Source organism: Streptomyces sp. NPDC127106, from assembly GCF_042677605.1.
Classification (GTDB): Bacteria; Actinomycetota; Actinomycetes; order Streptomycetales; family Streptomycetaceae; genus Streptomyces.
Genome location: NZ_JBHXTC010000009.1, coordinates 5143 through 23004, shown reverse-complemented (window position 1 = coordinate 23004; position 17862 = coordinate 5143). Strand labels below are relative to the sequence as shown.

Annotated in this window: 17 protein-coding genes and 1 pseudogene; 9 read left to right on the top strand and 9 right to left on the bottom strand. The window is 73.7% G+C overall.

Going from position 1 to position 17862, the window contains the following annotated elements; genetic code table 11:
* The first annotated feature begins 175 nt into the window (after window positions 1-175).
* Window positions 176-997: a hypothetical protein gene (locus ACFVGY_RS11610; RefSeq protein ID WP_385674606.1), complete on the top strand. Its 822-nt coding sequence runs from the start codon at window positions 176-178 to the stop codon at window positions 995-997.
* Window positions 998-1039: 42 nt separating this feature from the next.
* Here ACFVGY_RS11610 and ACFVGY_RS11605 read toward each other — a convergent pair whose 3' ends face one another.
* Both ACFVGY_RS11605 and ACFVGY_RS11600 read right to left on the bottom strand, forming a co-directional pair.
* On the bottom strand, window positions 1040-1975 hold the full coding sequence (locus ACFVGY_RS11605) for a 5'-nucleotidase (RefSeq protein ID WP_385674603.1): 936 nt from the start codon (window positions 1973-1975) through the stop codon (window positions 1040-1042).
* A 104-nt stretch (window positions 1976-2079) separates the two neighbouring features.
* Window positions 2080-2919: a class II glutamine amidotransferase gene (locus tag ACFVGY_RS11600; protein ID WP_385674600.1), complete on the bottom strand. Its 840-nt coding sequence runs from the start codon at window positions 2917-2919 to the stop codon at window positions 2080-2082.
* 298 nt (window positions 2920-3217) lie between these two features.
* Between ACFVGY_RS11600 and ACFVGY_RS11595 the strand changes: the two genes are divergently transcribed.
* The 4 genes from ACFVGY_RS11595 (at window position 3218) to ACFVGY_RS11580 (ending at window position 7802) form a co-directional block, all read left to right on the top strand.
* The gene (locus ACFVGY_RS11595; protein ID WP_385674597.1) at window positions 3218-3670 is read left to right on the top strand and encodes a DUF6325 family protein; all 453 of its coding nucleotides are present in this window, start codon (window positions 3218-3220) and stop codon (window positions 3668-3670) included.
* Window positions 3671-3713: 43 nt separating this feature from the next.
* Entirely contained in the window at window positions 3714-4019 is a 306-nt protein-coding gene (locus tag ACFVGY_RS11590) for an SHOCT domain-containing protein (protein WP_360638589.1), read from the top strand.
* A gap of 129 nt (window positions 4020-4148) precedes the next feature.
* Window positions 4149-5132: a hypothetical protein gene (locus tag ACFVGY_RS11585; RefSeq protein WP_385674594.1), complete on the top strand. Its 984-nt coding sequence runs from the start codon at window positions 4149-4151 to the stop codon at window positions 5130-5132.
* A 129-nt stretch (window positions 5133-5261) separates the two neighbouring features.
* Window positions 5262-7802, top strand: a complete 2541-nt coding sequence (locus ACFVGY_RS11580) for a discoidin domain-containing protein (RefSeq protein WP_385674590.1) — start codon at window positions 5262-5264, stop codon at window positions 7800-7802.
* A 155-nt stretch (window positions 7803-7957) separates the two neighbouring features.
* Here the strand turns inward: ACFVGY_RS11580 and ACFVGY_RS11575 are convergent, their stop codons facing one another.
* From ACFVGY_RS11575 to ACFVGY_RS11560, 4 genes are all read right to left on the bottom strand, one after another.
* Window positions 7958-8653 carry a hypothetical protein gene (locus ACFVGY_RS11575; RefSeq protein WP_385674587.1) on the bottom strand — a complete coding sequence of 232 codons (696 nt, stop codon included), beginning with the start codon at window positions 8651-8653 and terminating at the stop codon, window positions 7958-7960.
* A gap of 87 nt (window positions 8654-8740) precedes the next feature.
* Window positions 8741-9919 carry an NAD(P)/FAD-dependent oxidoreductase gene (locus ACFVGY_RS11570; RefSeq protein WP_385674584.1) on the bottom strand — a complete coding sequence of 393 codons (1179 nt, stop codon included), beginning with the start codon at window positions 9917-9919 and terminating at the stop codon, window positions 8741-8743.
* Window positions 9920-9960: 41 nt separating this feature from the next.
* Window positions 9961-11598: a LodA/GoxA family CTQ-dependent oxidase gene (locus ACFVGY_RS11565; RefSeq protein WP_385674581.1), complete on the bottom strand. Its 1638-nt coding sequence runs from the start codon at window positions 11596-11598 to the stop codon at window positions 9961-9963.
* A gap of 24 nt (window positions 11599-11622) precedes the next feature.
* Window positions 11623-12381, bottom strand: a complete 759-nt coding sequence (locus tag ACFVGY_RS11560) for a hypothetical protein (RefSeq protein ID WP_385674578.1) — start codon at window positions 12379-12381, stop codon at window positions 11623-11625.
* Window positions 12382-12541: 160 nt separating this feature from the next.
* Between ACFVGY_RS11560 and ACFVGY_RS11555 the strand changes: the two genes are divergently transcribed.
* The 4 genes from ACFVGY_RS11555 to ACFVGY_RS11540 all read left to right on the top strand — a co-directional run bounded on the left by ACFVGY_RS11555 (window position 12542) and on the right by ACFVGY_RS11540 (window position 15762).
* Window positions 12542-13360, top strand: a complete 819-nt coding sequence (locus tag ACFVGY_RS11555; RefSeq protein ID WP_385674575.1) for a hypothetical protein — start codon at window positions 12542-12544, stop codon at window positions 13358-13360.
* Window positions 13361-13457: 97 nt separating this feature from the next.
* On the top strand, window positions 13458-14399 hold the full coding sequence (locus tag ACFVGY_RS11550) for an AEC family transporter (protein ID WP_385674573.1): 942 nt from the start codon (window positions 13458-13460) through the stop codon (window positions 14397-14399).
* An 89-nt stretch (window positions 14400-14488) separates the two neighbouring features.
* On the top strand, window positions 14489-14920 hold the full coding sequence (locus ACFVGY_RS11545) for a tyrosinase family oxidase copper chaperone (RefSeq protein WP_385674572.1): 432 nt from the start codon (window positions 14489-14491) through the stop codon (window positions 14918-14920).
* Window positions 14917-15762, top strand: a complete 846-nt coding sequence (locus tag ACFVGY_RS11540; RefSeq protein WP_385674569.1) for a tyrosinase family protein — start codon at window positions 14917-14919, stop codon at window positions 15760-15762. Before ACFVGY_RS11545 ends, ACFVGY_RS11540 begins: the two co-directional genes overlap by 4 nt.
* A gap of 46 nt (window positions 15763-15808) precedes the next feature.
* On the opposite strand, the gene ACFVGY_RS11535 is transcribed toward ACFVGY_RS11540, so the two are convergent.
* The 3 genes and pseudogenes from ACFVGY_RS11535 to ACFVGY_RS11525 all read right to left on the bottom strand — a co-directional run.
* A complete protein-coding gene (locus ACFVGY_RS11535) occupies window positions 15809-16753 on the bottom strand; it encodes a YhjD/YihY/BrkB family envelope integrity protein (RefSeq protein ID WP_385674566.1) in 945 nt (314 codons plus the stop codon).
* A gap of 113 nt (window positions 16754-16866) precedes the next feature.
* Window positions 16867-17637, bottom strand: a complete 771-nt coding sequence (locus ACFVGY_RS11530; RefSeq protein ID WP_385674563.1) for a hypothetical protein — start codon at window positions 17635-17637, stop codon at window positions 16867-16869.
* Window positions 17634-17862, bottom strand: a pseudogene (locus tag ACFVGY_RS11525) (hypothetical protein); the annotation flags it as partial. The pseudogene ACFVGY_RS11525 and the gene ACFVGY_RS11530, both read right to left, overlap by 4 nt.

The window sequence follows — 17862 nt, the reverse complement described above, 5'->3', positions numbered from 1 at the left end:
GTGGGGGGGTGTGTCGGCTCGGGCGTGGGGAGGGGGTTGATGCGCTCGGGGGGGGGCCGCGCGGGCGCGCGGGCGGCGCCCCCCCCCCCGCCGCCCCCCCCCCCCCCCGACCGGCCCTGACCTGGCGCGCCGGCGCACCGCCGGCACCACGTTCGGCGCGCTGGCCGCCGGCAACGTGGTCAGCGAGACCGCGTCCCGCACCCCGGGGCACGTCGTCGCGTTCGGCGCCTCGCGGACCGGCGGTACCGGTGTCACTCCGGTCGGCGGGTCCTGGAGCGGCCTCCCCGAGCCCCTCCTCGTACGGGACTTCGCCGCCCTCGCGGAACGGGTGCGGGCCCGCCCGCCCCGGCCGGTGCGGGCGCGGGTGGCTGCGGACGACGTCCACGTGCTGGCCGTGCACGCCGTCGAGGGCCTCGGGTACGACCCGGCCGAGCAGCGTCTGGAGGCCGTCCTCCGGGACGCCCGCGGGAACCGGGCCCTCCTGGCGGCGCCGTACAACCCGTACGCGCCCGGCGGCCTGGACGCGCTCGCCGCGGCCCTCGACGGCCTCGGTGCCGGTCCCTGCCACCTCAGCGGGTTCGTCCGGGCGGCCGCCGGATCCGGACCCGTGGGGTCCGGTGGGCTCGTGGTGGAGCCGATCGCCGTGCTCGTCGGGTCCGCCGTCGTCGTGCCGGACCTGGCGCCGGCCGGGCCGTCCGCGGCCACGGCTCCGGCGGCGCACCCCGAGCCCGACCCGGTCGCGGGGGCGCTGGCCGAGGCGCTCGCCGCACTCGCCGACGCCGCCCACCGCGGCCTGCGCCACCTCGACCGGGTCGGCCCGGACCGGCTCGAACGGGCGGCGGCCGCCCTGGACCGGACGGGGCTGGCCACGGCCGCGGCCCGGGTCCGCGCCGTACCGGCCGCCCTCGCCGCGGGCGGCGCGGACGCTGCCGCGGGCCCGTGGACGGACGCCCAGCTGTTCCTGCTCACCGCGGCGGACCTGTACGGCTCGCGGTGACCGGGCGCCGGCCCCGCCTCGCGGCCGGGCGCACGGCGGCGTTCAGGCGCCGGCGTTGGCCGCTCCGAACGGCACGTGGACGCTCGGGGCGCTGGACGCCGTTCCCCCGAGGTGGCCGACCTGGTCGTCGAAGAATATGTGCGGCTGGAGGGTGGCGATGACGGCCGACTTGTCGATGCCGCCGAGGAAGAACGCGTCGTCGACCCGCAGCCCCCATTCCTTCAGGCTGCGCACCGCCCTTTCGTGGGAGGGTGCGTTGCGTGCGGTGACCAGGGAGACACGGACGCGCGGCCGGTAGTCGGGGTGGTCGCGGTGTTCGTCCTCTTCCCGGCGCTGGATCCGGTTGATCCCGGCGAGGAAGTCCCGCAGCGGGCCGGGGTCGTGCGGGGTGGCTGCGTTCAGGACCTCGTGGGCCCGGAAGCCGTCGATGCCGTCCGTCTGGAAGACGCGTTCGGAGCTGTCGTCGGCGAGGACCCCGTCGAAGTCGAAGGCGATGCGCAGCTCCGGGTCCTGCGGGTCGTCGGCACAGGCCGAGGCCAGGACGTGCCCGGCGGGGAGGCCCGCGGCGACGGCCTCGCGGACGTCCTGCGCGTTGGCGGACAGGAACAGGGACATGTTGAGCGCCGGCATGAAGCGGTGCGAGGAGCGGCCCGGCCGGAAGATCGCGCGCGTGATCGGCAGGTCGTGCGCCTCGACCGAGCGCATCACCCGCAGTCCGGTGTCGGGGTCGTTGCGGGAGAGGATGATCACCTCGACCAGCGGGTCGCCGGGGTGGCCCGCGAGGTCGTTGAGCGACAGCAGACGGCGTATGAAGGGGAAGGCGACGCCCTTGCCCAGGGTGTCCTCGCGGTGTTCCTCCTGGTAGGCGCGGTAGGCGGGTTCGCCTTGCTCGCGGAAGACGGCGTCGGATTCGGTCAGGTCGAACAGGGCGCTGGAGGCGATCCCGACGACCAGGCGCTGGGAGAGGTCGTACCTCATTCCTCTCCCCTTCCCTCACTGGTGCTCATACGCCGACAACGATCCCCCTCGAACGGGGGTTCCCTGTACCGGGTTCCCGGTGCAGGGCCGGTGGAGGGGGCGGCTCAGGCCGGGACCGGGGTGAACGTGTGGAGTTCGTCCGCGCCCGCGCGCACGACCCCGTACGCACCCTCGGGGACCTCGTTCCAGGCGCCGGGAAGGTCGCCCAGCGGCTCCGACACCACCAGGCGGGTCTCGTCGGACACCTCCCGCAGCATCACCACTTCGGGGTGCAGGGCCCGCAGCGTCTCCACCCGGGAGCTGTAGAACAGCGACCGGGCCTTGCCCCCGCTGGCATAGCGGAACGCCCAGATCGCCGTGCCGTCCGCGACGGCGACGGTCATCTGCACGGGGTCGGCGACGCCGTGCTCGCGGCCGACGCGCTCCACCAGACCCACCATCTTGGCCACGGCGCCCGGAGGATCGTCCTCCAGCCCGAAGGTGAGGGCGAGGAAGAACATCATTTCCGAGTCCGTGGTCCCCTCGATGTCCAGGAAGAGGACGGGGTCGACGGCCAGGGCCAGGTCCCGGCGCATCCGGTGGAACTCGGCGATGGAGCCGTTGTGCATCCACATCCAGCGGCCGTGCCGGAAGGGGTGGCAGTTCGTCTGCTGCACCGCCGTGCCCGTCGAGGCCCGGATGTGGGCGAAGAGCAGCGGGGACATGACGTGGCCGGCGATCTCCCGCAGGTTGCGGTTGTTCCAGGCGGGGCCGACGTCGCGGACGATCGCGGGCGTGTCGATGGTGCCCCCGTGCATGTACCAGCCGATGCCGAACCCGTCCCCGTTGGTCGTCTCGACGCCCATGCGCGCGTGGAGGCTCTGGTCGATCAGGGAGTGCTTGGGTTTGTAGAGGATGGTGTCGAGGAGCATGGGAGTTCCCGAGTACGCGAGCCACCGGCACATGATCGATCACCCTTTCTCGTGGCCGTCCGTTCGATCATGCGGGCGCTGGTGGCGCGGTGCATCACCCGAGCGGGGTGAGCGCGGGGAGCGGTGCACACGCCCGGTTCCGGGCCGGTCGCGCACCCGTCCGCCGGGCCTGCCCGTCCGGCGGGCCGCGCCGGGGGTCACCCCCGGCAGGTGATCCCCGGATCCGGGGTGCGCGTTACGGTCGTGGCAAGGTGCCGGCGGCCCCCAGGCGGCAGCTCGGCCCACGCCCCGGCCCGTGACCGCGTCGCCGGGCCTTGCGACAGGAGCTGACGTGACCAGAGAACACGACAAGCTGGATGAACTCGGCCCCATCGACTACCTGGTCGTCGAGTTCCCCGGCAGCCACCTGACCGGCGAGGGAATGCCCCTGCTGGTCGATCTCGTCGAGCGCGGGATCATCCGCATCCTCGACCTGACCTTCTTCACGAAGCTGGAGGACGGTTCGGTGCAGGGGATCGCCCTGGCCGACGTGAACGGCGACGGCGAGCTGGACCTCACGCTCTTCGAGGGCGTGTCCACGGGGCTGATCGGCGAGGACGACATGGCCGAAGCCGGCTCCCTGCTCCAGCCCGGGGACTCCGCGGCCGTGCTGCTCTACGAGAACACCTGGGCCGCACCCCTGGCAGCCGCCCTCCGCCGCGCCGACGCCCGGATGATCGCGAGCGGGCGCGTGCCGGTGCAGGACGTGATCGAGGCGCTGGACGCGCTCGAATCCGCGGCCTGAGGGCTCCGGACCCCCACCCACTCCCCCACAGAGGCAGGACACCATGCCCGGACTCCTTCGCGGCGTCGCGCGAACCGCCGTCGTCGCCGGTACGGCCACCGCCGTCTCCAACCGTGTCTCGCGCCGCCAGGCCGGCCGCTGGGCCCAGCAGGACGCGGAGCAGGCCCAGGCCGCGTACGCGCAGCAGCAGTACGCGGCGCCCCCGCCCCCGCCCCCGCCGCCCCCGGCTGCCGACGTCGGCATGGACGACAAGATCAGCCAGCTCAAGGAGCTCTCGACCCTCAAGGAGCAGGGCGTCCTCACCGAGGAGGAGTTCGCCGCCCAGAAGGCCCGCATCCTGAGCTCCTGAGCCGGTGCGGCCCGGCCGGGTCCGCGGGTGCCGGGTGACCCTGCGGGGCGGCCGGGTGACCCGGCCGGCCCGGTCGGGCGTTCGACCCCGAGCACGAGGACGCGTCGGCTGCCGGAGGCGAGGTGAACCGTGCCGGACACACCCCGCGAGGACAGGGACACGGACCCCCTGCGGGACCGGGTCCTCACGCGGTCCCTGCTGAGGTCGGCGAGCGCGGACCCGCACCACCTCCCCGAGTTCCTCGCCGCCTTCGCCGTACGGCACACGGGCCCCGTCGCGGCGCGCTCCGTAGCCCGGCTGCGCGAGGCGCACCCCGACGCCGCCCCGGCCGAGCTGCGGAGCCGGATCCTCACCCGGGGGAAGCGCCGGACCGTGACCGAGGGGGCCTTCGTCGGCGGCCCCTTCCTCGTCCTGATCCCGTTCGCGTTCTGCGTGGCGATCCTCAGCCAGGCGCAGACCTGCCTGGAACTGGCCGCCCTCGACGGCCGGGACCCCACGGACGCGGAGCGGGCCGCCGAACTCCTCGTCCTGCAGGGCGTGTACGAGGACGTCGGCCGGGCGCGGGCCGGGCTCGCGGACATCCGTCTCCCCGAGGAGGGCGGCGCCGCCGGGACCGCGCCGCCGCCGGGGCGCATGACGGCCGTGCACCGGCTGGTCATGCGGATGGCACGGCTGCTGGGGCTGATCACACCGGGGGACGAGCCTCCGGGACGCCTGCCGAGGTGGCTGGTGCAGACCGGACGGTACGTCCTGCTCGCCGCGGTGGTGGTGGTCGGGATGGTCGCCCCCCTGGTCTGGCTCCCGTACATGGCGCTGTCGTACGACCGGGGCACCGACCAGCTCCTGGCGCGGGCCACCGCCTTCTACTTCGGTGAGCCGCCTGCCGCCCGGCCGCGGCGGGCCGCGCGGATCGATCCCGGGATGGTGGTGTCCGCGCTCAGGGCCCTGCTGTCGTTGCTGGTGCCGCTGGGGTTCGTCATCGGCGTCCTGGCCGCCAACCTACGGCTGGCGGACCGGGGTTGGCCGGTGCTGGCCATCGCCCTGACCGTGACGTCGATCGGGGTGGGAGCGGCGTGGCACTGGCGCCGCCGGCGGCGGAGCACCGCCGACTGACCCCGCCGACACCGCACCGGTGGATCGCAGCACGCCGCACTTTCCCGCCAACTCCTTTGTGACACTGCCGAGTTCCTGTGTCACTGGCCTATGTTCTGGGGACATGTCGGTTCGCCCCAGGAGGCCCGGTTGCAGTCCAGGCGCTTTCTCGCCCTCACCCGTGCGTTACGCCGCTCCTATCTGCTCATCGCCTTCAGCCTCGGTTCCCTGCTGGTCGGCCTGACCCCTTGGCTGGGGGTCGCGAGCCCGGCCCGCCCGTCGCCCAAACCGGCCCCCGTGCCCTTCGACCAGCAGACGGCGGTGGACTCGCCGCACCACCCCATCGCGCCCGCGAACGCCATGGAACCGGCGGCTCCCGTTCTCGACCGGGCCGGCTGGACGGCCACGGCCAGCGATGAGGAGACCGTCGGCGAGAACGGCCGCGCCGCCAACGTCCTCGACGGCAACACCGCCACCCTCTGGCACAGCAAGTGGACCGGAACCCCCGCCCCGTTGCCGCACAGCATCACCCTCGACATGCACCGCACGGCGGTCGTCTCCGCCCTCGTCTACCTGCCGCGCACCAACTCGGCCAACGGCCGCCCCGGCGAGTACAGCATCAGCCTGAGCGCGGACGGCCAGAACTGGGGCAGCCCGGTCGCCACCGGTACCCTCGCCGACGACGCCAGCGCCAAGACCCTCGGGTTCGCCCCGCAGGGGGCCCGGTTCGTCCGGCTGACGGGGCACACCGAGGCCGGTGGCCGCGGGCCCTGGACCTCCGCCGCCGAGATCAACCTGCTGGGCGACCCCGGAACCCCGGCCGCCACCGTCGACCTGTCCCGGACCGGGTGGACGGCCACGGCCAGCGACGAGGAGACCACCGGCGAGAACGGCCGCGCCGCCAACGTCCTCGACGGCAACACCGCCACCCTCTGGCACAGCAAGTGGACCGGAACCCCCACTCCGCTGCCGCACAGCATCACCATCGACATGCACCGCACGGCAGCCGTGTCCGCTCTCGTCTACCACCCCCGCTCCGACGGGCCCAACGGGCGCGCGGGCGCGTACACCATCACCACCAGCACCGACGGCACCACCTTCGGTGCGCCGGTGGCCTCGGGGACCTGGCGGGACGACGACACGGCCAAGACCGCCACCTTCACCCGCACCGCGAACGCCCGCTACGTACGCCTGACCGTGACCAGCGAGGCCGGTGGCCGCGGCCCGTGGACCTCGGCCGGTGAGATACGCCTGAGCGGCCCGGCCGATCCCGCCGTCCACGGCTCCTGGGACCGGATCACCGGCTTCCCGCTGGTGCCCGTGGCCACCGCCGTCCTACCCGGCGACAAACTGCTGGCCTGGTCGGCGTACGCGGTCGACCGCTTCGGCGGCAGCAACGGCTACACCCAGACCGCGATCCTGGACCTGAAGACGGGCCGGGTCACCCAGCGGCGCATCGACAACACCGGCCACGACATGTTCTGCCCGGGCATAGTGATGCTCGCCGACGGCCGGGTGCTGGTCACCGGCGGCAGCAACGCGGAGAAGGCCAGCATCTACGATCCGGCCACCGACGCCTGGTCCGCGACCACCAGCATGAACATCGCCCGCGGCTACCAGGCCATGACGCTGCTCTCCACCGGCGAAGCCTTCGTCCTGGGCGGGTCCTGGAGCGGAGCCGGGGGCGACAAGGCGGGCGAGGTCTGGTCGCCGGACACCCGCACCTGGCGCAAGCTGCCCGGCGTCCCCGCCGCCCCGGCGCAGACGGCGGACCCGGCGGGCCCGTACCGGTCCGACAACCACATGTGGCTGCACGCCACTTCGGGCGGCAAGGTGCTCCAGCTGGGGCCGAGCAAGCAGATGAACTGGATCTCGACGGGCGGCAGCGGCAGCATCGCCGCCGCCGGCAACCGGGCCGACAGCCCGGACGCCATGACCGGCAACGCCGTCGCCTACGACATCGGCAAGCTCCTCACCCTGGGCGGATCGCCCGCGTACGAGAAGACCCCCGCCACCCGGCTCGCGTACACCGTGAGCATCTCGGGCAACCAGGTCCAGTCCGCCCGCACCGGCGACCTGGAGCACGCCCGGGGGTTCAGCAACAGCGTCGTCCTGCCGGACGGAAAGGTCGCCGTCTTCGGCGGGCAGGCCTATCCGGTGCCGTTCAGCGACGCCACCTCGGTCCTGACCCCCGAGCTGTGGGACCCGGCGACGGGCACCTTCACCCCGCTGGCCACCATGGCCGTTCCGCGCAACTACCACAGCGTGGCCAACCTGTTGCCGGACGGGCGGATCTTCTCGGGCGGCGGCGGGCTGTGCGGTGACTGCGCCACCAACCACGCCGACGGGGCCGTCTTCACGCCGCCGTACCTGCTGGGTGCGGACGGCTCGCCGAAGCCGCGGCCGGTCATCTCCGGCGGGGTGCCGCCGCGGGCCGCGCCCGGGGCGTCGCTGACGGTGAGCACCGAGGGCCAGGTGGCGTCGTTCGTCCTGATGCGGGCCGCCGCCGCGACCCACTCCACCGACAACGACCAGCGGCGGGTGCCACTGGTGTCCACGGCCGCGGGGAACGGCACGCACACGGTGTCCATCCCCGCCGACACCGGTGTGGTCCTGCCGGGGACGTACATGCTCTTCGCCCTCGACGCGCAGGGGGTGCCGAGCACCGCCAGGTTCGTGACCGTCGCCTGACCGTCACCGCCCGTGCGACCGCCTCCGGTTCGACCCGATGAACCGTCAGGGACACTGCCATGAGGCGGAGTTGTCTGACGGATCCGCGTCGGGACGGGGGCGGTCGCGCGTTCTGCGTCGCGGTGCCGGGATGGGCGACGCGGGGCGAGCTCCGGTCAGGAGATCGCGTACCACTGGCTGCCCCAGCCGGTGTTGATGGTGCTGGTGGACTGTTCGGCCAGGTTCACCTTGGCGGGCAGGGAGGTCTGGCCGGTCAGCAGGTTGCTGTAGCGCAGGAGCGGCGGGGTGAGACCGGCGTTGACGGAGATCCCGGCGCCGGTGGCCTTGAGGGTGAGGAGGTTGGTGGCCCAGGTGCCGTTGAGGAGCAGCGCGATGAAGTAGGTGCCCGGTTCGGCCGCGAACGGCTTGGCCAGCGGGAACGGCTTGGCGATGGGGTCGGTCATCAGCTGCGGCGAGACGTCCGCGGTCGCCGCCCGCAGGGTGCCGGAGGCGTCGTACACGCCGAGGTAGCAGTCGGCCAGTTGGGCCTGCGGATCGATCCCGGCCAGGCCCAGCCAGATGTTCGACCACGTGATCCGCTCGTGCAGGACGATGCGGACCAGGGTGACCCGGCCGCCGACCCCGGCGGAGGACTGGGCAGTGACGTGGCCCGCGTCGTTGGGGTCGCCGGTCCAGGCCAGCAGGTTCTGGTCCTGGGGCAGCGGCGCCTGGACCACGCGGGGCCCCGGGGAGGCGGGCACCGGCGAGGAGGCGGCGGGCGGGCGGCTGTCGGCGGGCGCGGTGGTGCAGCCGGTGAGGACGAAGAGCGCGGTGAGCACGGCGCAGAGGCCGGCGAGGGTACGGGTGTGCATGATCTCCCCTGGGTTCGGACGACCGAGTGTACGAGCGGCCGCCGCATGCGAACCACAGTTCCCCCCTGGCCCGTACGTACGAGCGGGTCAGCCGGTCGTCCGGTGCCGGCGGCGCCAGAACGGGGTGTCCCAGCGCTGTTCCCTCTGGTACTGCACGGCCCGTGCGTGCAGGTGCTCCTCGTGGAGGGCGGTGATCCGCCGTGCGTACGCGGCCAGGGCGCCGCGGTCCCCGGCGTGGTCGGCCAGGATCGCGCGTGCCCCTTCCATCCCGGTGGCCAGGGCCATGACGATGCCGCGGGCCGCGAGCGGGTCGGTGGCGGTGGCGGCGTCGCCGACCGCCGCCCAGCCCGGTCCGGCGGCGGGGCGGGTGCAGGACGGACCGGCAGTGGCCACGTCCAGCTGCCGGGGCGGCTCCCGCCAGGGGGCGAGGCGGTGCCGGACGTGGCCGGTGGCCTGCGCCCGGGCCCACCACACGTCCCGGTCGTGCAGCAGCGTCCCGGCGACCAGGTCGGCGTCCGTCATGGCCATCAGCACCCGTCCGCCGTCCGGCAGCGGGGCGGTGTACCACCAGCCCCAGGGGGTGGACTCCACCAGTGAGGTGCGCTCCGGCTCCGCCGGTCCACCGCCGGGCGCGGCGAGGATCCCGGTGAGCGCGGTCAGCCGGTCGGAGCGGCCGGGGGCCGCGCCGAGGCGGCGGGCCAGCCGGGCCGGCCGACCGGTGGCGTCGACGACGTAACGGGCGGTAAGGGTGCCGCCCGCACCGGTGGTTGCGGCCGTTCCGGTCGTTCCGGCGGTTGCGGTGCTTCCGGTGGTTCCGGTCGTTGCGGTCGTGACCCGCCAGTGGTCGGGCAGGCGCTCGACCGCCCGGATCCGTCCGGTCCGGCGGAGTGCGCCCGCGGCCTCGGCCGCCTCCAGGAGGGCCGTGTCGAACCGTGCGCGGTCCAGGTGCAGGCCCGGTCCGTAGGGCCCGAGCACGGAGCTCACCTCCGAGGGGCCGTCCCCGCCCCAGACGGCCCGGCCCCCGTAGCAGGGTGCGTGTCCGTCGAGGGCGATCCGCCCGAGTACGCCCAGGCGTTCCAGCAGCGGCCCCGCCGCCGGGGCGAGGCTCTCCCCGATCCGCGGGCGGTCCGGTGCGGCGGGGGCGACGAGGACGACGTCCGCCCCCGCCCGTACGAGGGCCAGCGCCGCCGCACACCCGGCCGGGCCGCCGCCGGCGACCAGGACGTCACAGCTGACGTCGCACCTGCGGGGTGTCCCCGCCTTCACCGCGGCGCTCCCGGCCCGAGCCGGCCCCGACCCGGCACGCCCTACTCGGGCTCCGGGGCGGAGCGTTCCGTCTCGACCATGGCCACACCGCCGTCCGGTCCGGGCCTGCCGACGACGAAGCCCAGGGTGCTCCAGCGCACCGCCATCTCGTTCATGCCGAGTTCGTCGTCCTTGCCGTCGCCGATGCCCCGGTCCCACTCCCTGAACGCCCCCGCCGCGCCCTGGAGGAACGCGTCGAGCTCCGTCTCGGGGAGCACCTCGTCGGGGCGTGCGGCGGGCCACCAGAAGGTGTGGCACAGATGGAAATCGGCCTGCCAGGGCACGGCCATGTACTTGGTGACGTCTCCGGCGATCAGGTCCTCCCGCAGCCGGAACGGACCGGACCAGGTGGCCGGGTCGTCCGCGATGAACGTCATCTCGATGCCGGGGAAGAACCCGCCGCCGCCGGCCGCCTCCAACGCGGCCCGCACCAGGGCGTGTGGCTGCTCCCCGGGCGGCAGCGCCTCCAGCGGTACGGGCGCGGGGACTTCGCCGGTCCAGTCGGCCGCGAAGTCGCCCGCGGCCCAGCGCCGCATCCGCTCGTACTGGCCCGGGAGCAGGGTCAGCCAGGTTCGCGGGTCGCCTTCCACCAGGCCGCCGTCCGCCGCCAGGACGGGCATGAACGCGTGGTTGGCCTGGCCGGGGTTCATCGCCCCGGGGGTGCGCAACCTGCGGAAGACCCTGCGGCGCACGGACACGACGGCGTCCGCGTCCGAATCGGAGGCGAGGTCGGCGAAGCGGTCGGGCGCGAAGAAGTTGTCCACACGGTCGCCGTGACCGGTGCGCGCCCGCCGGTTGACCCATGCGAGCGCGACCGGCCGGGCGAGCAGGGGGTGGACGTCGCGGGTGAAGGAGACCTCCGCGGGCGCGGGCAGCGCGCCCGATGCGCGGGCCGCCTCCAGGGCGACGTCGTAGAGGGTGATCGGGCTCGCGACTTCCGGGGCGAAGTCGGTCGGTGCCACCAGGCACCAGGCCGACGTCACGGGCACCTGCCGACCCCCGGGCTCCAGGACCACGGTCGCACGGACCGGACCGTCGGAAATGTCGTCGCACCAGCGGTCGTTGTTGGCGTAGTTGCGGACGGGGTTGGCGCGCTCGGTCGAGAAGGACCTTCCGAACCCGCCGAGGACGAGCAGCCGACCGGCCCCGTCCGTACGCAGTTCGCCCAGGGGCACGGACGCGCCGAGGAAGGTACCGCTGTCGAACTGCGCGTTCCGGCCGTCCTGGAACGGTCCGGTGACGGTGCGGGGACCGGGTCGGATCACCAGGCGGGCGCGGGCGGCGGTGTCGGCGGGGTCGATGTGCGGGTTGCGTCGGTCGGCGTCCGAAGTGGACTGTGCGAAGCGGCCGGCGAAGTTGAACCATGCGCCCTTGGCGTTGGCCAGTTCGGCGGTCCAGGTGATCCGGGCCTCGGCCGCGGTGAGCTCGCCGAGTACGGCACCGCCCCGGTCGTAGGCGTACACCCGGAACCGGGCGGCCTGTCGTTTGATCCGGCCCGCGGCGTCCTTGAAGCCGCCGTCCGGGCGTGGCGGGACGCCCGGGGTTTCCGGGCCGATGAAGAAGGCGTCCGGGCTGTCGCCGACGCGGGCGATGCCGATCGAGGGGTGGATCTCGCAGTGGGCGATGTCGTCGAGTCGCACGGCCACTCCAGGAGGACGGGGCGGTCAGTGGTGGTCGTGATGGCCGCCGCCGCCCGAGGCCAGTTCTCCCTCCTCGAAGTAGAACTCCCGGGCCAGCGTGAACCTCAGGTCGATGCTGCCGGGCGCGCCGGCTCCGCCGTCCAGCAGGCTCGCTGCCACCTGCTGCCCCTCGGTGAGCCGGTCCCGGGGGTTGTCGGCCCTACCGGGGATCGCGAGCCGCGGACCCTTCGCCAGGACCGCGTCGGTGAGCGACACGCCGGAGACGCTCCGGAGGTTGCCCACCGCAAGGAGGTGGTCGAAGTCGGGCGGTGTGACGATCCGGTGCGCGAGGAAGAGCTCGCCGCCCTTCCCGAAGGCGAGGTAGGTGAGATCAGCCGGCCGGGCGTCGCGCTCGTCCAGGCGCCGGAAGTGGACCACGCGACGGACGTCGACCCGGACCGGGTCGATGAGGTCCACGCCGCCCCGTTCGAAGTGGCCCCGGACCAACGTCCCGTTGAACGAGGTCAGCGCGGGCTGTCCTGCGGGCGTGACGAGGTCGGTGATGCGGAAGGCCTCGGGGTTCAGCGTGTAGAGGTCCGTTCCCGTCTGACGGCGGTCCTCGGTGTAGATCTTCTGCGCTTCGCCCGATCCGTTCGACAGGGACACTTCCAGTAGGACCTGGAAGGCGTGGTCGGGGTTGGAGAACATGGGCAGGTGGGACAGGTAGACCGTCTCCTCACCCACTACCACCATTCCGTGGAAGCCCATGGGCTCGACTTCGGGCATCGCACTCATCTCCAGCATGCGGCCAGCTGTCGTATCAGCTGTGGGGGGATGCACCTACGTCACTTTCGAGGCTGACACACCGACGCGGAGATCGCCATCGCGGTCCCGGGGCCCGCGATGGCGCGCGGTCGACGGATAAGCGGATGTGCTCCCCGTGCCGTTTGCCTAGGCTCGGCCCGTGCGCCCCGTCGTCCTCGCCTGCGTCGTCGTCCCCGTCACCGCCGTGCTGTACGGGGTGCTCGGCCTGCTCCGGCGGCGGCAGGACCGGTGGCACCGGGTCATGGTCGAGCGCGCCGCCGGGCTCCTGCAGGACCCCTACCGGGCCGCCGCCCACCGGTGGTGGCCCGGGGACGACGTCCAGGCGGCCGCCGCCGCGCTGCTGCTCGACGGGCTGGTCACCGTCAACCACCGCGGCAACCTGAGCCTCACCGCGGCCGGATCCGACCCGGACCGGACCGCCGGGCACCCGCTGCCGGACGCCCTGCTCGATGCGCTGCGCCGGCGTACGGCGCCCGCCCTGCTCGGCAACGTCAGTCAACGCGACGCCGCCTTCAACGCCGCCCGGGCGGAGTTCCACGCTGCCGGACGCACCGCCGCACAGCACGAGATCCCGGTGTTCCGCAGGGAACCCGGCGCCGCGGGACAGATCGCGCTCCTGCTGGTCCTGGCGCACATGCTGGTCACCGTGCTCGCCCTGGCCGGCCTCGCGCCCCGTGGTCCGGTGGAGTCGGCGGCGGTCGCCGCCACCGCGGTCGGACTGGTCGCGCAGCTGGTGTGGTTCGGCGTGTACGGGCGCCTGCGCACCGCGCACACCCAACGCGACGCGTGGGCCGAGCAGGTGGCGCGGGCGGGCCTGCACCCGGCGCTCGCGGAGCTGGCCCGCCGGGATCCGGAGGCCGTGGCCCGGCTGAGGACGAGTCGGTGGCGGGTCCGCCGGGGCCGCAACCGGGGCCGTCCCCGGCGCCGCAGCACGCCGGCCGGCGCCCCGCCCGCGTGAGGGGCCTGCCGGCCGTCCGGTTCGGTGATCGTCCTACGATCCGGTCGTCAGCAGGCCAGGCCCCCGCAGGGGGATCAGCGGGAGCGGGGGCGCGTGCATGGGAGCGGTGGAGGCTCTGGAGAAACTGGCGCCGGTGGTGCTGGCGTTCGGGTGCGGGGTCGTCTTCGCCCGGCGGAAGGTGGTGCCGGCCGAGAGTTCCAAGGTCTTCGCGGACTACGCGTTCCTCTTCGCCGTGCCGTGCTTCCTCTTCGGGAACATCTACCGCAGCGACCTCGGGGCGCTGTTCGACTGGCGGGCCGTCACGGGATACGCGGCCGCGGCCTGTACCGCGGCCCTGCTGACCGGCGTACTGGCCCGGCTGCTGGGCGTACGGGATCCGCGCGGGGTCGCGCTGCGCATCATGGCCGCCGTGCAGGTCAACACGGCCTACTTCGCCGTGCCGGTGTTCATCATGCTGTTCGGGGACGCGGCACCGATCTTCCCGGTGCTGCTGTTCCAGGTCTGCGTGCTGTCCCTGGTCATCATCTCGGTCATGGAACTGGGGCGGCCCGATCGCACCGGGGGCCCGGTCCGGCGGCTGGGATCGGCCGTCGCCGCCTCGCTGCTGACGCCGGTCGTGGTCGCGTGCAACGCGGGCATCGCGCTCAACCTGCTGTCCGTCCCGATGCCCGGGGTCGTGCTGGACGGCTTCGCCTTCGTCGGGGACAGCGCCTCGCCCGTCGCGCTGTTCGCCCTCGGACTGCACCTCGGGGGCAGCGGGCTGAAAGTCCGCGGCACCACCGCGGAGGAAGTGTGGCTCATCGCCGCCAAGTGCGTCGCCCTCCCCCTGATCACGTTCGCCGTGTGCCGGTACGCCTTCGCAGTGGAGGGCGAGCGGCTGAGCCAGCTCGTCCTGATCGCGGCGATGCCCGCGCCGCAGAACCTGTTCGTTTTCGCCCAGCGCTACGGCGTCGGCGTCGACACGTCCGCCGCGCTCGTCGTGAAGAGCTCGGTCGTGGCGCTGCTGCTGCTCCCGCTGTGGACTCAATGGGCCGTGTGAGCCGGGCCATTCGGAGTACCCGCATCCGGTGTGACCTGCGACGAGTCCGTGACGAGCCCGTCGCAGGATCCGTGGTACATGTTCATGCCATGAAGAAGATCACCCGTAGACAGGCCCTGGGCACCGCGGTCGGCGCGGCGACCGCCCTCGGACTGACGGCCCTCGTCGCCTGTGACTCGGCCACGTCCTCGCCGGCCCCCGATCCGAAGGCGCAGCCCGGTACGGGCGCCCCGGGCCTCTCCATACCCGCCCACGGCATCGACGAGGTGTTCGAGGGCCGCCGCATCCAGATTTCCCTCGCCAAGGGGGGCGGCCACGAAGGGCACGGCCTGCCCGCCTGGCCCACCATCACGATCGACGGCAATGAGCTGCACGTCATGCGCAACGCCGACGGCACCTGGGTGAGCGTCATGAACCACTACGAGACCTTCCCCGACCCCATCGCGGCCGCACGCGCCGCCGTCCGCACCCTCCAAGGGGCCCACCTCGCCCCCTTCGCCCCCGAGGGAGCCGCGCAGTGACCGTCCGCAAGAGCCAGGCCACGCTCACCGCCGACGAGAAGCGCGCCTTCACCAACGCGCTGCTCGAACTCAAGCGCACCGGCGTCTACGACCGGTTCGTCACCACGCACAACGCCTTCCTCAGGACCGACTCCGACTTCGGCGACCGGGTGGGCCACCGAGGCCCGTCGTTCCTGCCGTGGCACCGGCGCTTCCTGCTGGACTTCGAGGCCGAGCTGCAGAGGGTGGACCCGAAGGTCGCCCTCCCCTACTGGGACTGGACCGTGGACCGCACCCCCGCCTCCTCGCTGTGGGCCCCCGACTTCATGGGCGGCACCGGCCGACCGCAGGACGGCCAGGTGCTCGACGGGCCGTTCGCGTACTCCGGGCGCAAGTGGAACATCACGGTGGGCGTCGACAGGGTTCCGTACCTGCGCCGCTCGCTCGGCGCGGGCGGGGCCCAGCTGCCGACCAAGGCCGAGGTGAACGCCGTGCTGGACATGCCCGAGTACGACGCGGCCCCCTGGAACAGTTCCTCGGGCGGTTTCCGCAACCACCTGGAGGGGTGGCGCGGCGCAGGCCTGCACAACAGGGTCCACGTGTGGGTGGGCGGGCACATGCTCACCGCGGGTTCACCCAACGACCCGGTGTTCTGGATGCACCACGCCTTCGTCGACATGCTCTGGGCCGAGTGGCAGAGGCGTCACCCGAAGTCCTCCTACCTGCCGACCTCCGCCACGCCGAACGTGGTCGACCTGCGGCGCCCGATGCGGCCGTGGAACAACGTGACGCCGGCCGACATGCTGGACCACCGCAGATTCTACACCTTCGACACCGAGGGGGCCGCGCCGCGCCGTCCGTAGTCCGGGGGTCGGGTGGTCCGGCGGCGGTGATCCGTCCGCCGCAGGGTCACGGCGGTGCGTGCCGCCAGGCTCCCGGGTGGGTCCGGCGCGGGGGCGGACTGCCCAAACGCCGGGCGAGGTACGGCTCCTGGGCGACGGCGGCGCCCGTGGCCATGCTCACGGTGATGCCGACGCACACCACGATCAGCCACGACAGCAGCACGAACACCGGACCCGTCGAACCGTAGGCCTCCAGAGCCCGGTTGAGTGCGTGCGGCATGTAGAAACGGGCGGTCAGGGACAGGCCGCTGACCACGACCGCGGTGAGCACCGCCCCGGGCAGCAGCGCCCGGGGGGCCAGCCGGCCGCCGAGCAGCAGGTGCTGGGTCCACCACCAGGCCGCCGTCTGCAGGGCCAGGGCGAGGGGGATGCCGAGCCACAGGCCGACCCCGAAGCCCTGGCGCACCGGGCCCTGGACGAGCAGCAGGACGGTCCACGCCGCGATCCAGGCGACCCAGCGCCAGACCGCGATCCGGGCCTGCGTGCGCGGGATCTCCCAGGCGCGTTTGCACAGCCGCTGCATGGCCCGGCTCACGGCGGTCGCGGAGATCAGGACCATGAGCCCGCCGACGAGGCCGATCGCACTGCGGAAGTCCTCGTCCTCGCTCCCGGAGTTCTTCCCGAGGAGGTCGCCCACCTGTGCGGCGGCGGGCCCGGTCAGCCCGAAGGTCGTCCGCACGGAGTCGATCAGCTGTTCTCTCACGCCGTCCGGGGCGAACGAGGCGACGACGAACAACAGCGGCACGGCGGTCAGGAAGACCTGGGCGGCGAGCCTGGTGGCGGAGTCGAAGACGTTCACGGAGACGAGCCGTTCGATGACGTGGGTGATCACCGGGAACCGGGTCTCGGCCCGCTCCTGCTGCCCCTTGGCCGCCGCGATCAGGCTCCGGGACCGGGTACGCCACCGGGACGGGCGCCGGGCGCCGCGAGCGGAGGGGGTTCGGCCGCGCATGGGGCCCAATCTCCCACTCGCGGAGCGCGGGTGCCGGAACCCGCGCGCACGCGACCGGGAGGATCCCCCGTCGGACCCAGACGCGGCCGCCGGGCCGGCCGGGCTCCGGCCCGTTACGGCGCCAGGTCGCGGGCGAGGGCGGTCATCACCGCCCGGGTCTTGGTCTCACCGGTCTGCGGCGGGGGGACGCCGCGCTCGCGCAGGGTGTCGAGGAGCAGCCGCCCCGTCTCCGCCGCGTCGGGCACCTCCGCGCGCACCGAGACCTCGAGGAAGCGCAGGTCGTGTCCGGTGGTCCACTCCTCGATCGCGACGGCGCGGGGCAGCCCGTCCCACTCCTGCTTCCACCTGACGGCGTTCACCGGTCCCAGTGCCGTGAGGCCCCCGAGACCCTCCCCGGTCAGGCCGACGGCGCCGAGCAGTTCGCGGTGCCGGTCCACGAGCATGCCGTCGAGCGAGCCGGACCGTTCCGCGTCGTGTGCGTCCCCGGCGTCGCGCTCGGCCTGGAGCGCGGCCGCCAGTACGGGGGTGAAGGCCGGGCCGGTCCGGTCCTCCTCGACGGTGAACTCCCAGTCGTCGCCCTCGCGGTCCTTCCGCCACGGGGCCGGCAGGGCGGGGCAGGGGCGCAGCTTGACGGTCATGTCGGCTTCGGGACGGGAGCCGCGCTCGCCCTTGTCGCGGCGCAGCCGCAGGATGACGCCGCGGTCCAACAGCGGCAGCGTGACGGCGCCGCCGGCCGCCGCCCCCTGCGGGCGGTCCCAGAAGTGGATGGACCGGCGGCGTCCGTCGGAGCGTTCGAGTCCGAGGGTGCCGAGGGCCGCGGTGGCCTCCGTGCCGGCGAAGCTGATCTTGATTTCCGCGGTCTTGGCCTCGGGGGACTCGGTCACGGTGTTCCCTCCTGGAGTACGCGTTCGACCAGCTCTTCCAGGGCGTCGCTGGTGTCCGGATCGGCGAACTCCACGGTCCGGCCGTCCACGGTCACGGTGTACCGGTAGCCGTCGGGGACCCCCGCCGGGGTCCCCGGGCCCCCGTCGCCGAGGACCTGGGCGGCGCGGCGTTCGCGGTGGGCCCGCGGCGCCGGGGGGCGCCGGCGCGGAGGCGGGCCGCCCCCG

Coding starts and splice junctions, on each gene's coding strand:
- ACFVGY_RS11535 (WP_385674566.1), bottom strand. CDS start 16,753: ATGCGCGGCCGAACCCCCTCCGCTCGCGGCGCCCGGCGCCCGTCCCGG.
- ACFVGY_RS11605 (WP_385674603.1), bottom strand. CDS start 1,975: ATGAGGTACGACCTCTCCCAGCGCCTGGTCGTCGGGATCGCCTCCAGC.
- ACFVGY_RS11550 (WP_385674573.1), top strand. CDS start 13,458: ATGGGAGCGGTGGAGGCTCTGGAGAAACTGGCGCCGGTGGTGCTGGCG.
- ACFVGY_RS11545 (WP_385674572.1), top strand. CDS start 14,489: ATGAAGAAGATCACCCGTAGACAGGCCCTGGGCACCGCGGTCGGCGCG.
- ACFVGY_RS11575 (WP_385674587.1), bottom strand. CDS start 8,653: ATGCACACCCGTACCCTCGCCGGCCTCTGCGCCGTGCTCACCGCGCTC.
- ACFVGY_RS11560 (WP_385674578.1), bottom strand. CDS start 12,381: ATGCTGGAGATGAGTGCGATGCCCGAAGTCGAGCCCATGGGCTTCCAC.
- ACFVGY_RS11590 (WP_360638589.1), top strand. CDS start 3,714: ATGCCCGGACTCCTTCGCGGCGTCGCGCGAACCGCCGTCGTCGCCGGT.
- ACFVGY_RS11600 (WP_385674600.1), bottom strand. CDS start 2,919: ATGTGCCGGTGGCTCGCGTACTCGGGAACTCCCATGCTCCTCGACACC.